General features: G+C 66.8%; 11 protein-coding genes. 5 read left to right on the top strand and 6 right to left on the bottom strand.

Going from position 1 to position 12,799, the window contains the following annotated elements; genetic code table 11:
* The first annotated feature begins 118 nt into the window (after nt 1-118).
* Entirely contained in the window at nt 119-1,876 is a 1,758-nt protein-coding gene (locus tag AWB92_RS03395; protein ID WP_085184044.1) for an ATP-binding cassette domain-containing protein, read from the top strand.
* Here AWB92_RS03395 and AWB92_RS03390 read toward each other — a convergent pair.
* Nucleotides 1,860-2,426, bottom strand: coding sequence for an isoprenylcysteine carboxylmethyltransferase family protein (locus tag AWB92_RS03390; protein WP_085184043.1), 567 nt, complete (start codon nt 2,424-2,426; stop codon nt 1,860-1,862). The two genes, AWB92_RS03395 and AWB92_RS03390, sit on opposite strands and share 17 nt — an antisense overlap.
* Before the next feature lie 141 nt (nt 2,427-2,567).
* Here AWB92_RS03390 and AWB92_RS03385 point away from each other — a divergent pair, with 141 nt between their 5' ends.
* Entirely contained in the window at nt 2,568-4,508 is a 1,941-nt protein-coding gene (locus AWB92_RS03385; protein ID WP_085184042.1) for an acyl-CoA dehydrogenase, read from the top strand.
* A gap of 27 nt (nt 4,509-4,535) precedes the next feature.
* Here AWB92_RS03385 and AWB92_RS03380 read toward each other — a convergent pair whose 3' ends face one another.
* Nucleotides 4,536-4,985: an LppP/LprE family lipoprotein gene (locus tag AWB92_RS03380; protein WP_241523352.1), complete on the bottom strand. Its 450-nt coding sequence runs from the start codon at nt 4,983-4,985 to the stop codon at nt 4,536-4,538.
* Nucleotides 4,986-5,340: 355 nt separating this feature from the next.
* Between AWB92_RS03380 and AWB92_RS03375 the strand changes: the two genes are divergently transcribed.
* The gene (locus tag AWB92_RS03375) at nt 5,341-9,483 is read left to right on the top strand and encodes a bifunctional nitrate reductase/sulfite reductase flavoprotein subunit alpha (RefSeq protein WP_085184040.1); all 4,143 of its coding nucleotides are present in this window, start codon (nt 5,341-5,343) and stop codon (nt 9,481-9,483) included.
* A 150-nt stretch (nt 9,484-9,633) separates the two neighbouring features.
* Nucleotides 9,634-9,876, top strand: coding sequence for a hypothetical protein (locus tag AWB92_RS03370; RefSeq protein ID WP_346962940.1), 243 nt, complete (start codon nt 9,634-9,636; stop codon nt 9,874-9,876).
* An 8-nt stretch (nt 9,877-9,884) separates the two neighbouring features.
* Here AWB92_RS03370 and AWB92_RS03365 read toward each other — a convergent pair whose 3' ends face one another.
* The 3 genes from AWB92_RS03365 to AWB92_RS03355 form a co-directional block, all read right to left on the bottom strand.
* A complete protein-coding gene (locus tag AWB92_RS03365; protein WP_085184038.1) occupies nt 9,885-10,340 on the bottom strand; it encodes a DUF417 family protein in 456 nt (151 codons plus the stop codon).
* 56 nt (nt 10,341-10,396) lie between these two features.
* On the bottom strand, nt 10,397-10,879 hold the full coding sequence (locus AWB92_RS03360) for a GNAT family N-acetyltransferase (RefSeq protein ID WP_085184037.1): 483 nt from the start codon (nt 10,877-10,879) through the stop codon (nt 10,397-10,399).
* Between the two features lie 63 nt (nt 10,880-10,942).
* A complete protein-coding gene (locus tag AWB92_RS03355; RefSeq protein WP_158090351.1) occupies nt 10,943-11,509 on the bottom strand; it encodes a redoxin domain-containing protein in 567 nt (188 codons plus the stop codon).
* Nucleotides 11,510-11,631: 122 nt separating this feature from the next.
* Between AWB92_RS03355 and AWB92_RS03350 the strand changes: the two genes are divergently transcribed.
* The gene (locus tag AWB92_RS03350; RefSeq protein ID WP_158090350.1) at nt 11,632-12,207 is read left to right on the top strand and encodes a TetR/AcrR family transcriptional regulator; all 576 of its coding nucleotides are present in this window, start codon (nt 11,632-11,634) and stop codon (nt 12,205-12,207) included.
* A 15-nt stretch (nt 12,208-12,222) separates the two neighbouring features.
* On the opposite strand, the gene AWB92_RS03345 is transcribed toward AWB92_RS03350, so the two are convergent.
* Complete coding sequence (locus AWB92_RS03345) at nt 12,223-12,693, bottom strand: carboxymuconolactone decarboxylase family protein (protein WP_142281913.1); 471 nt, start codon at nt 12,691-12,693, stop codon at nt 12,223-12,225.
* Between the last annotated feature and the right edge of the window lie 106 nt (nt 12,694-12,799).

Raw genomic sequence — 12,799 nt, 5'->3', positions numbered from 1 at the left:
CGGCCCGCCCGCCCCGTCTGAACCGCCGCCGCCGTCCGTAGCGGAGGCCCCGGAAGTCGTCGACGCCCCGGAGGCCGCAGCAGACGAACCGTCAAACGCTCCGGGCCTGATCGAGCGGATGACCACACGGAAGCTGCCGACCGCGGGCCCCTCCTTCCGCACCCAAGAGGGCAACACGACGTATCGGCTGCCGCTGCGATCCGGCGCGCGCACCAGCGGGGTCACGGCGTACCAGCTGGGACTCACGGTCGACGGGCACGAGGTGCTCACGGACATCTCGTTCACGGCGGCTGTGGGGACGCTGACCGCGATCGTGGGGCCTTCGACGGCGCGCAACTCGGCGCTGCTCGAACTGCTGGCCGGCACAAGGGAACTCAGCTCGGGAACAATAACGGTCGACGGCCACGACGTGCACGCCGAGCCCGAGTCGATGCGCTCACGCATCGGGATCGTGCGCGGCGACGAGTGCCTGCATCCGCGGCTCACGGTCGAACAAGCCTTGGGCTACGCCGCCGAACTGCGCCTGCCGCCGGACACCGCCGCCGAGCACCGCCGGCGGGTGGTCGACCAGGTGCTCGAGGAACTCGAGCTGGCACCCCACCGCGCGACGCGGATCAGCAAACTGCCACCCGAGCTGCGCCGGTGCGCGTCGCTGGCGGTCGAACTGGTCAGCCGGCCGACGCTGCTGGTGGTCGACGATCCCGGCGCCGGGCTCGATGGGCCGCAGCAAGACCGCGTGATGGCGATCCTGCGCCGACAGGCCGACATCGGCTGTGTCGTGGTGGTCGCGATGCCGTCGCACTCGTCGCTGAGCAACCTCAACCTCTGCGACCAGGTGCTGGTCCTGACCGCGCGGGGCGCCCCGGCTTTCCTCGGGACGCCGTTGCAGGTCGAGTCCGCGATGGGCAGCACCGACTGGGCCAGAGTCCTCGAGCAGGTCGGTGCCGATCCCGACGGCGCGCACCGCGAGTTTCGGGTGCGGCAACCAGCGCCGACCGCTCCCACGCCGCCGGAGGTCGCCGCGCCGTGGCCGCTGCCCGAAAAGCTCGCCGCCAAGCGGCAAGTCCGGCTGCTCGCCCGTCGTCAGCTCCGCCTGCTCTTCGCCGACCACCTCTACTTCCTGTTCCTGGCGATCCTGCCCTTCGTGTTGGCGGCGCTGGCCTTGTTGATCCCCGGCGATTCCGGGCTGGAGCGGCCCAACCCGAGCAGCTCCAACCCCCACGAAGCCATCGAAATCCTGGCCGCGCTCAACATCGCCGCGGTGATCGTGGGCACCGCCCTGACCATCCGCACGCTGGTCGAAGAGCGCCGCCCCTTCCGCCGCGAGCAGGCGCTCGGGCTTTCGGCCCCGGCCTACCTGGGCGCCAAGATCGTCGTCTTCGGCCTGGCCGCGCTCCTCCTGACGGGCATCGTCTTCGCGATCGTCATCGTCGTGAAAGGCGGGCCGGTGCACGGCCCGGTGCTGTTGGGCTTCTCCGGCGGGGCCACGGCCGAGCTCTTTCTGAGCGTCGGCGCGACGGCAGTCGTGTCGGCGGTCGTCGGGCTGGCGCTGTCCGCGATGGGCAGCCGGCTGCGCGAGGTGCTGCCGCTGCTGGTGCTGGTGATCCTGGCGTCTTTGCTGTTCAACGGGAGCCTGGTGCAGCTGGTGAGCAAGTGGGGCTTTCAGCAGGTTTCGTGGTTCGTCCCGGCCCAGTGGGGGTTCGCGGCGTCGGCGTCCGTCGCCGATCTGCGCAGGGTCGACGCGCTCGCCGCCAACGCCCTGATGTGGACGCACTATTCGGGCTGGTGGATCTTCGACATGGTGATGCTGTTGGGCTTCGGCGCCGGCGCGGCCGGCTTTGCCCTCTACCGGCTGCGGGCTAGACGTACCGCCTGACATGGCGGCAGTAGTCGGCGTATTCGTCGCCGTATCGCTGCCGCATGAACCCCTCCTCGCGCAACACTTGCCGGTGGAACAGCGCGGTGCCGGCGAGCAGGTAAATCAACGGAACCCAGGTGGGGAATACCAGGAGCTGGCCGACGAGGAAAACGAAGAACCCGACATAGATCGGATTGCGGCTGACCGCGAATATGCCCGTCGTCACCAGTCGGCCGGGCTGGTCGGTGTCGATGCCGACCCGGAAGCTGTTGCCGAACGACACCAGGCTGAGCACCAGGATCAGGACCCCAACCAGGCAGAAGGCCACTCCCAGCCAGGCGAGAAGCGTCGAATGGAAAAACCGCTGACGGCTGGCCAGGGGCCAACCGAAGGCGGCGGCGAACACCGTGTAGAAGTAGAACAGCGCGACGGGCGGAATCAGGAAGTCGGTCTTGTCGAGCTTCCCGAAATGCATTGCTCGAGTGCCGGTTCTGCGCAGCAGCACCACTCTGCCGATCACGGTGCCGATCAGGAGCACGACCATGGCAGCGGCCAGATACTGCGGCATGGCTTGATGATGACACCCCCAGCGCCGCGCCAAGCGTGCACTCAGCGCGGAAATCCGGCCCGAGACCCGCAACCAGTGCACGTTGGGCGATTGTTATTCAAGGTCTGTTTCAAGGCCTGAGCAGCGGGTTACCGTCCTTTCATGGCACCAGACACGAAGAGCACCGCCGAACATTTGCGCAACGCCTTGGACGGGCGGTGGCGCGACGTGAAGAACCGGATGCGGGCCACGATGACCGAGGAGCTGTTCCGCCCGCATTACACGCCGAACACGGTGATCGCCCGCACCAAGGTGGCCGAGCAAATGCGGATCATGGCCGCGTTCGGGGCCGCCGCCGACAACTTCCGCAAGGAGCACGGCGGCACCGGCGACGTGGGCGCGGCGATCACGATGATCGAGATGCTCGCGATGTCGGACCTGTCGCTGATGGTCAAGGCCGGGGTCCAGTGGGGGCTGTTCGGCGGAGCCGTCGAGAACCTGGGCACCGAGCGCCACCACCAGGCGTACGTCAAGCAGATCATCAGCCTCGAGCTGCGCGGTTGCTTCGCGATGACCGAGACCGGGCACGGCAGCGACGTCCAGTCGGTCGAGACCACCGCGACCTACGACGCCGAGACCGAGGAGTTCGTCATCGACTCCCCCACCCCGACGGCCCGCAAGGATTACATCGGCGGCGCCGCCCAAACCGCCACCATGGCAGCGGTTTTCGCACAATTGATCACCACCGAGGACGGAAAGCCGGTCAACCACGGCGTGCACTGCGTTCTGGTCCCGATCCGCGACGCCGACGGCAACGACCTGCCCGGGGTGACGACGTCGGACTGCGAGTACAAGGGCGGCCTGCCCGGTGTGGACAACGGCCGCATCGTCTTCGATCACGTCCGCGTCCCGCGGGTGAACCTGCTGAACAAATACGGCGACGTGGCGCCGGACGGCACCTACAGTTCGCCGATCGACAACCCCAACCGCCGGTTCTTCACCATGCTGGGCACGCTGGTTCGCGGCCGGATCACGGTGGGCGGCAGCGCGGGCGCCGCCGCGCGCGTCGCACTGGACATCGCGACTCGATATGCGTTGCAGCGCAGGCAATTCAAGGCCCCGGATGACGACACCGAGGTGCTGATCATGGACTACCTGGTGCATCAACGCCGGCTGTTTCCGTTGATCGCGAGGTCATACGCGCTGCAGTTCGCCCAGAACGAGCTGGTCAGCAAGTGCCACGACATCCAGACCGCGGACGCGCCCGACGCCGACGAGCAGCGCGAACTGGAAGCGCGGGCCGCGGGGCTCAAGGCGGCCAACACGTGGCACGCGTCCCGGGCCATCCAGGAGGCGCGGGAGGCCTGTGGCGGCGCGGGTTACATGGCCGAGAACCGGCTGATCGGCCTGCGCGGCGACACCGACGTGTTCACCACGTTCGAGGGCGACAACCATGTGCTGACCCAACTGGTGGCCAAGGAGCTGCTGACGGCCTATGCCGACGACATCCGCAGCATGAGCCCGGTCGAATGGGTGCGCTTCGCCGCCAACACTGTCGGTGAGCGGGTGCGGAAACGCACTGCGGCCGAGGCGATTATGCAGACGATCATCGACGCCCGCCAAGACAGCGAAGAGGAAGGCAGCCTGTTCAACCGCGGCACCCAGGTCACCATGTTCGAAGAACGCGAGGACTACCTTTTGTCTTCGGTGGCACGCCGGCTACAAGGCAAATCCAAGGAGATGTCGGAATTCGACGCGTTCAACGCCGTGCAGGATCACGTGCTGCACGCGGCGAGCGCGCACATCGACCGGATCGTGCTGGAGGCGTTCGTCGCCGGGATTGACTCGTGCGAGGACGAGGACGCCCGCGAGCTACTCGAAATGGTCTGCGATTTGTACGCACTGTCGGTGATCGAGGACGACAAGGCCTGGTACATCGAGCATGGCTACCTGTCGACCGGGCGGGCCAAGGCCGTCACCCGCGGCATCAACGACCGATGCCGCAAGCTGCGCCCGTATGCGGAGACGCTGGTGGACGGGTTCGGCATCCCGGAGCCGCTGCGGTACGCGGAAATGCTGCACCCGGAGAACCTGCCGGACTGAGCCCGCGGAAGCGGTTGTGCGCCAGCGCTACTGATGCGGGATCTTGCCGAGCGCCTGCAGCTTGCCGTCGGATCCGATCTGGAACTTCACCGTGCCGATACCGGTGGGACAACAGGGTTCGTCCTTGCCGACCTGCCATTGGTACTGAACGGTGATCGTGTCGTCGGAGGGCGGCAGCACCGTGATGTACGGCTTCGGGTTCGGCGTGGGGGAGCCCAGCGGTGTGTTGTGGTCGAAGAAAAGGAGCTGCTGCGGCGTCGACTCGCTGGCGATGGTCGGGATGATCTGAACCCAGTACAGCCGGCACTTCTTGGTGTGCCCCCGCGCGATTTCGACCCACGTCGAGCCCGGCACCTCGACCGGCACCGAGGCGATGGCCTGCCGTACCGTGTCGGCGCTCGGACCGTCGGAATCCTTGCAGGCATCGCCCCGCGATGCCGGCGGCGCCGTCGGTTTTCCCCCACAGGCCGACACCAATAGGATCAGCAGAATCACAAATGGGCGGCGCACATTGTGAGCTTAACGAAATCTGTGAATGTCCCGTTTGTTTCGTCGGAAGCGGGCTTCTCAGGGCCAAATCACCAAGGAATGCGGGTAATCTGGCCGGCGTCGCGGATCAGCGCTGACCTGCGATTACCTGGCATTCCGGGGACCTCACACGCTAGCCCGGATCCGGTGAAAGGAAGCCGTAAAACGGCGGAAACATCGGACACCCGATGCCGAAACATCGTTGCCGCACTATTTGGTGCATTAGGCCCTTTGTGCGCTCGAGGGGAGGAAAGTAGGCGTGGCCACAGAGCCCCATGGCGTCCGCGGGGACGCCGTGCAGAGCATGTGCGCCTACTGTGGTGTCGGTTGCGGCATGGTGTTGCAAGTCACAGCCGACCGGGCAAGCGGCCGTCGTCACGTTACGAAAGCCGTTGGAAGCAAAAGCCACCCGGCCAACTTCGGCCGGCTGTGCACGAAGGGCACGACCACATCCGACATGCTGGCCGCGCCCGGCCGGATGGAATCGGCACACGTACGAGCCGACCGCGGCGAGCCCCTCGAGCCGATCGACATCGACGACGCCATAGCTCGGTGCGCGCAGCGGCTCCGGGCGATCATCGACCGGCACGGCCCCGACTCCTTCGCCATGTACGTGTCCGGCCAGATGTCCATCGAGGCGCAGTATTTGGCGAACAAGCTGACCAAGGGCTTCATCGGCACCAACCAGATCGAGTCGAATTCGCGGCTCTGCATGGCCAGCGCGGGTTCCGGCTACAAGCTGTCCCTGGGCGCCGACGGACCGCCCGGCTCGTACCAGGACTTTGACGCGGCCGACGTGTTCCTGGTCATCGGCTCCAACATGGCCGACTGCCACCCGATCCTGTTCCTGCGCATGATGGAACGCGTCAAGGCCGGCGCCAAGCTGATCGTGGTGGACCCGCGCCGCACCGCGACGGCCGAGAAGGCCGACCTGTTCCTGCAGATCGCCCCCGGGACCGATCTCGCGCTGCTCAACGGGCTGCTGCACCTGATCGTCGAAAACGGCCACACCGATGCCGAATTCATCGCCGAATTCACCGAAGGCTGGGAGGTGATGCCGAGCTTCCTCGGGCAGTACAGCCCGGAACGGGTCAGTGAAATCACCAGTATTCCAAGCGAAGACATCCGCACCGCGGCGCGGTGGATCGGTGAAGCCGAAAACTTCATGAGCTGCTGGACGATGGGGCTCAACCAGAGCACCCACGGCACCTGGAACACCAACGCGATCTGCAACCTGCACCTGGCGACCGGCACGATCTGCAAACCCGGCAGCGGTCCCTTCTCGCTCACCGGGCAGCCCAACGCCATGGGCGGCCGCGAAATGGGTTACATGGGACCGGGTCTACCCGGTCAGCGCTCGGTGGCCTCGGTCGCCGACCGCGAATTCGTCGAGGACCAGTGGGGCATTCCGCGCGGATCGCTGCGCACCGAGGTCGGCACCGGCACCGTCGACATGTTCTCCCGCATGGCCGACGGCCAGATCAAGGCCTGCTGGATCGTCTGCACCAATCCCATTGCCTCCGTGGCGAACCGGAGGACCGTGCTGGCCGGTCTGGAACGCGCGGAGCTGGTGATCGCCCAGGACGCGTTCCTCGAGACCGAGACCAACGAGTATGCCGACGTGTTGTTGCCGGCCGCCCTGTGGTCGGAGGCCGAGGGGGTGATGGTCAATTCCGAGCGAAACCTGACCCTGTTCCAGCCGGCCCTCGGCGCGCCCGGCCAAGCGCTGCCGGACTGGCAGATCATCGCCCGAATCGCCTGCGCGATGGGGTTTTCCGAGTCGTTCAGTTATGACTCCGCGGAGGAGGTGTTCGAGGAGATCAAACGATTCTGGAACCCCGCGACGGGCTACGACCTGCGCGGCGCCAGCTACTCTCGGCTGCACCGGACGCCGCTGCAGTGGCCGTGCCCGCCCGACGGTGCCGACCGCAACCCCATCCGCTACCTGAATGACGGTGTCAGCCAGGCTCGGCTGGTCCGCGAGGACGGCACCGCGCCCCGGCTGGCCTTCCCCACCCCGAGCGGTCGCGCGGTGTTCTTCGCCCGCCCACACCTGTTGCCCGACGAAATGCCCGACGACGACTTCCCGTTCCTCCTCAACACCGGGCGCCTGCCGCACCAGTGGCACACGATGACCAAGACCGGGAAGGTGGCCAAACTCAACAAGCTCAACCCCGGGCCGTTCGTCGAAATCCATCCCGACGACGCGGCCCGCCTACAGATCTACGACGACGACCCGGTCGAAATCGCCTCCCGCCGCGGCAGGGCCGTGCTGCCCGCCGTGATCACCGACCGGGTCCGGCCCGGCAACTGCTTTGCGCCGTTCCACTGGAACGACGTCTTCGGCGAGTACCTGTCGATCAACGCCGTCACCAACGACGCCGTCGACCCGGTCTCCCATCAACCCGAGTTCAAGTCCTGCGCGATATCCCTGACCAAGGTCGCCGTCGCGCAACCCGATTCGAGCGACGCCGTGCCGACGGGCGGCGAGATCAGCCCGGCCCGTGTCGACGCCGTCGCCGAACTGCTCGGGGTGGCAAACGAACCGGCGCCGCAGTTCGGTCCGCTGGGCCGCTCCTACCTGGCCGGCCTCGTCGCGGGGCTGCGCACGGACGCCGGACGCCGCTCGGGGGTGCCCACCCTGCCCCAGAACGCCCCGTTCGATTCCACCACCCGGCTGTGGGTCGACGGCCTGCTCGCCGGGCTGTTCGCGCGCACCGAGGCGCCCCAGACGGCGGCGCCGGCACCGGCCGCCGAGCAGCCCCCGATCACTCCGCCCGACCCCGGCCCCGCCCCCGAACGGGCGCCCGTCGTGGTGTTGTGGGCCTCACAGACCGGCAATGCCGAGGAACTCGCCGCCGATGTCGCCGCGCGATTGCGCGAGGCCGCCCTGCCGGTCGCGTTGCACGCCATGGACGACTTCCCGTTGCAGCAGCTTCCCGCGACGCGGGAATTGCTGCTGATCACCAGCACCACCGGTGACGGCGACCCGCCGGACAACGGCACCGGGCTGTGGCGGGCGCTGACGTCCGATAGCGCACCGCGATTCACCGACACCCGCTACGCCGTGCTCGCGCTGGGCGACTCCAACTACGACGACTTCTGCGGCCATGGCCGCAAGCTCGACGAGCGGCTCGCCGAGCGGGGAGCGACCCGAATCGTCGACCGGGTCGACTGCGAACCCGACTACGAAGACGCCGCGGCCAAGTGGCTGGGCGGGGTCATCGAGGCGCTGGCCCGCACGCCGGCGCCGGTCGGCAGGAAGGGCGGCGCGGTCACCAACCCCGTCGCCAAGCCGGCCCGGCCGGTGAACGGGGCCGGAGCCGTCGGCTACTCCAAGAAGCATCCGCTGATCACCGACATGGCCCGCAACATCAAGCTGGGCCGGCCGGAGTCGGCGAAGGATGTGCGGCAGTTGGTGTTTCGGGTGCCCGAGGACACGATCAGCTACGAGGCCGGTGACGCGCTCGGGGTATGGCCGCGCAACAGCGACCGGCTGGTCGACGAATGGCTGTCGGTCACCGGACTGGACGGGCAAACCCCGGTCGAGGTCGGCGAGCACGGCTTGATGTCGTTGCGCTCCGCGCTCACCGAGCGGATCGAGATCGCACACATCAGCCGGGATTTGGTGCGTTTCGTGCAGGAGCGCACCGGCAACCAGAAACTGGCCGAGCTGCTGAGGCCGGAGAACAAGGCCGAGCTGAGCAACTGGACGTGGGGACGCCAGTTGGTGGACCTGCTGGCAGCTCTGCCGGTCTACGCGTCGGCCCACGAGTGGCTGCGGGTCCTCAAACGCCTTCAGCCGCGTCTCTACTCGATCTCGTCGAGCCCCAAGGAGTGCCCGGCCGAAGTCCACCTGACGGTCTCGCCGGTGCGCTACAACTTCCAGGGCGTCCCGCGCCGCGGGGTGTGTTCGACCTACCTCGCCGACCGCTCCCCCGGCGATCGCGTCGCCGTGTATCTGCAGCCGTCGAGCAACTTCCGGCCGCCCAGCGAGCCGGACACCCCGATGATCATGATCGGGCCGGGCACCGGGATCGCCCCCTTCCGCGGTTTCCTGCAGGAACGTCGCGCGCTCGGCCACACCGGCCCCAACTGGCTGTTCTTTGGCGAACAGCACGCCGCGACCGATTTCTACTACCGCGACGAGATCGAACAGATGCGGGCCGACGGGCTGCTCACCGAGCTGGACCTGGCGTTCTCGCGCGACCAGCGCGAGAAGGTCTACGTGCAGCACCTGATGCGCAAGCGCGGGGACCAGCTGTGGCGCTGGCTGCAGGACGGCGCGCAGCTGTACGTCTGCGGTAACGCCGACCCCATGGCCAAGGACGTCGACCGCGCGCTCTGCGATATCGCCGCTGAACAGGGCGGCCTCGGCCCGGATGCGGCGCGGGAATACGTGCGATCGCTGAGCGCCGACAAGCGCTACCACCGCGACGTCTACTGAGGCGCTCGGCCTGTAATACGACGGAAACGTCGCACACCCGCCGCTGAAACATCGCTGACGCAGGATTCACTCATTAGGTCGCGTACCAAAAGGAGTGACAGCGTGGCTCGCGATTCTGAAAGGCAAGTCTGCCCGCGGCGGGAGTGTCCGCTGCATCCCGACGGCAGGGCGTCGGTGCCGGGCCAAGTCGAGTGGGCGGGGTTGCCCGTCAACCTGGACATGGCATTCTCCCGGGTGCAACGCGACAAGGTCTACGTGCAGCACGTGATGCGCAAGCAGGGCAGCCGGCTGTCGCGGTGGGTGCACAACGGCGCACGGCCTTGCGTCTGTGAAGTGGCCGCCGAGGACGGGATTCTGGGCGCCGACGCGGCCGAGGCCCTCCCCGGTCGGTAGCCGCCGGGCTAATTCGCCGGCTGCGGGCAGGTACGTGTCGATAGGCGTCGAGAATCGTTCGCGTCCAAAGCATCGCCGAGGGTCCAAACCGCTGCTCCCAGCAACGCAAGGTCTTTGACGAGGAACCCACCCGTGTCGGTCAGGATGGGAATCGCTTCCGTTCGAATGTCCACTACGCCCGGTGTCGTGAAGAGGAAGCTCACGGTAGCCAGGAACAGTCCGATCGCGAGTCCGCTGCCGACGGCCGATATCCGCGGGGCAAGCGGCTTGAGCGCAATGAGGATGGCTGCGGCGATTTCGATGACACCGATCACGTCCGAGACCGTCTGCACGCCGAGGATCCGGTAGATCCATCCCATCAAGGGCTGGTTCGCGATGAGTGGTGCGATGCTGTTCGCCTCTCCGGCAGTGAACTTCGCCGCGCCTATCCACAGGATCGGCACGATCATGCCGTAACGGATCATCAATCCGCCGCACCAGACCAAACGTTCAGCGCGAGACTTTCGAAACCCGGGATGCATCAAGGCCTCCGGAATGGTCGGGCTGGGAGATCGAGGTTCCGGGCCAGAAGTCGTCGGCCATGGTCGGTGAAGTTTCTGCGCGCGTAGTAGGCGACGAGGCGGGCGACGTTGTTGCCGTTGGGCGCAACGACGACTTCGAGGGTGCCGCAACCGCGTGATCGGGCCCACTCGGCGCTGTCGTCGATAAGTGCGGTTGCGACTCCCTCCCGTCGATGAGCGGGTTCGACGAAGAGATCCTCGAGTTCGGCAATGGCGCCCTGTTCGAGTCCGAAACCAAGCGTCGTGATGGCGAAGCCGACGATGTCGTGGCGCCGGTGGGCGACCGCGACTCGGGCGGTCCGCGCGCGCAGCAACACCGCCAGGTTCTCACGAAGCTCTGAAGCCGGCGTATCGAATCCGTCTTCGATGTAGAACGCGGCCGCCAGGGACAAAACGCGCGCAGCGTCAGCCGGCCGCGCGGTGCGGATGTCAACGCCGCTCAAAGCTGGCCCACGGTACCGAATGACATTGCCGCACAATTCTGTTGGCCGCCAATGGCAATGTCGTCAGGTTCCGGAACGGTCACGCGTGCCAGCTTGAGAGGTGGACGCGACGGCGGCCAAGATTTCCTCGATCGGCGCGATGTCGGCCGCGGTCCTGCTTTGATGCGCATAAACGATGCGCGCATCGCGGTCGACGACGAACGTGCTACGGCCCTGCAGGAAGCCCGAATTGGCTTTGCCGACATGGCTTCCCGACCGCAGCGCATGGATCAGCTTCCTGGGCGAGAACGCAGCGTAGCGGGTGACGGAGAATTTCTGGACGTCCGTGGCGAGCTCGAGCTCACGGTCGGAATCGCTGACACACTGGAAGGGGATGCCGCGCTCGGCGCAGACACGCGCAATCGTCTCGACGTCTTCGCGGTAGACGATGACGACGTGGGCTCCCGCAGCGTCGAGTTGGTGTTTTACTGAGGCGAGTTCGCGAGTCGCCTGTTGGCAGAACGGGCACCACAACCTATGGAAAGCCACCACGAGCGGACCGGTGGAGAGCAAGGTAGACCACTCCAGGGGTCCACCGGGGCCGTTCACGGCGATCTCTGTGGGAAATCTCGTCCCGACGGCGAGGCTCATGGAGTGTCCTTCCGGGTAGACGCTACTGTACTTCACAGTACAGTAATTGGACTGTTTGATACAGTAGTTGAGTGATTTCGAATCCGACAACCGATCGAGGACGCGCGACGGTAGGCCGCATCTTGGAAGCCGCATGCCTGCTGTTCGACAAGCAGGGCGTGCGCGCGACGACCCTCGACGAGATCGGAACCGCCGCGGGAGTGGGTCGCGGCCAGCTGTACCACTTCTTTGCCGACAAGTCCGACTTGGTTGCCGATGTGGTGGGTTTTCAAGTGGAGCGGGTGATCTCGTCGATGCAGCCGTCGTTCGACGCAATGTCGACCGCCGACGATGTGCGCGCCTGGTGCGAGAACGCCACTCGGCAAGCCGCGTCCTCGACCGATCCCGTCCGCTGCCCGATCGGATCGCTGGTCTATCAACTCGACCCCGATGCGGTGGCCGCCCGTGCGGCGCTGACGGCGGGATTTGCCCGCTGGGAAAAGATCTTCGCCACGGGATTGCGCCGCGTGGCAGACAATGGCGAATTGCTAGCCGGGACCGACCCTTCGGTCCTGGCGGCCGGCTTGCTTGCGGCCTATCAGGGCGGACTGCTGCTCGCTGACGTCAGCGGTAGCGTCGAACCCTTGCGCCGGGCGCTGCGCACGGTGATGGACGCGGCGTTGGCGCCGCCGCCAAAGGTGAAATCGCGCAAAGGCTAAGCCACGCTTGACGAATCACGCGCCCGAGGAGTCGCCCTGCGCGAACTCGACCGGGGGGTAGTCGATCGGCACTTTGCTGAGATGGTGCAGGTAGTTGCTCAGCGTCGTCGATAGTGAGTGCCCGACAAGTTCGATGATCTCGGCGTCGCGCCAGCCGGCCGCGCGCACGGCGGCAATCTGCTCCTCATCGACATGTCCGCGCGTGCGGACGAGCTGCTGGGCAAAGCGCAGCGCGGCGGCGGTCTTGGGATCGGATGCGTGCGCTGTGCGCGCGGCCGCAATGTCCTCGGCGGCAACGCCGTAGGCACGCGCGGCGGCGCTATGGGCAGCGAGGCAGTACGCGCAACGGTTCTCCTGCGACACTGCGATGGCGAGCTGCTCAGCTTCCGCGCCGGTGATGCCACCTTCGCTGAGCGCGTCGTCGAACGCCAGAACCGCTCGTGTCATGGGCAGCGACAACGCAAGTACCGCACCGAGATTGGGCACCCGCCCCCATTAGCGGGTGATTTCCGCCCGCGCCTGCAGTTGGTCGGGCTCGGCGGTGGACGACTCGGTGGTGGCGATAGGTGACATTTCCGGTTCCTCATGTCGA

Origin of the sequence: Mycobacterium sp. IEC1808, assembly GCF_002101935.1 — a bacterium.
In the GTDB taxonomy this organism is placed as follows: domain Bacteria; phylum Actinomycetota; class Actinomycetes; order Mycobacteriales; family Mycobacteriaceae; genus Mycobacterium.
Note: the sequence above shows the minus strand (reverse complement) of the source record. Positions and strands in the feature narration are given on the sequence as shown.

What these genes read in the sequence shown, in the direction of transcription:
- AWB92_RS03395 (WP_085184044.1), top strand. Translation starts at nt 119, where the DNA reads ATGACCACACGGAAGCTGCCGACCGCGGGCCCCTCCTTCCGCACCCAA.
- AWB92_RS03390 (WP_085184043.1), bottom strand. Translation starts at nt 2,426, where the DNA reads ATGCCGCAGTATCTGGCCGCTGCCATGGTCGTGCTCCTGATCGGCACC.
- AWB92_RS03385 (WP_085184042.1), top strand. Translation starts at nt 2,568, where the DNA reads ATGGCACCAGACACGAAGAGCACCGCCGAACATTTGCGCAACGCCTTG.
- AWB92_RS03375 (WP_085184040.1), top strand. Translation starts at nt 5,341, where the DNA reads ATGTGCGCCTACTGTGGTGTCGGTTGCGGCATGGTGTTGCAAGTCACA.
- AWB92_RS03365 (WP_085184038.1), bottom strand. Translation starts at nt 10,340, where the DNA reads ATGATCCGTTACGGCATGATCGTGCCGATCCTGTGGATAGGCGCGGCG.
- AWB92_RS03355 (WP_158090351.1), bottom strand. Translation starts at nt 11,509, where the DNA reads ATGAGCCTCGCCGTCGGGACGAGATTTCCCACAGAGATCGCCGTGAAC.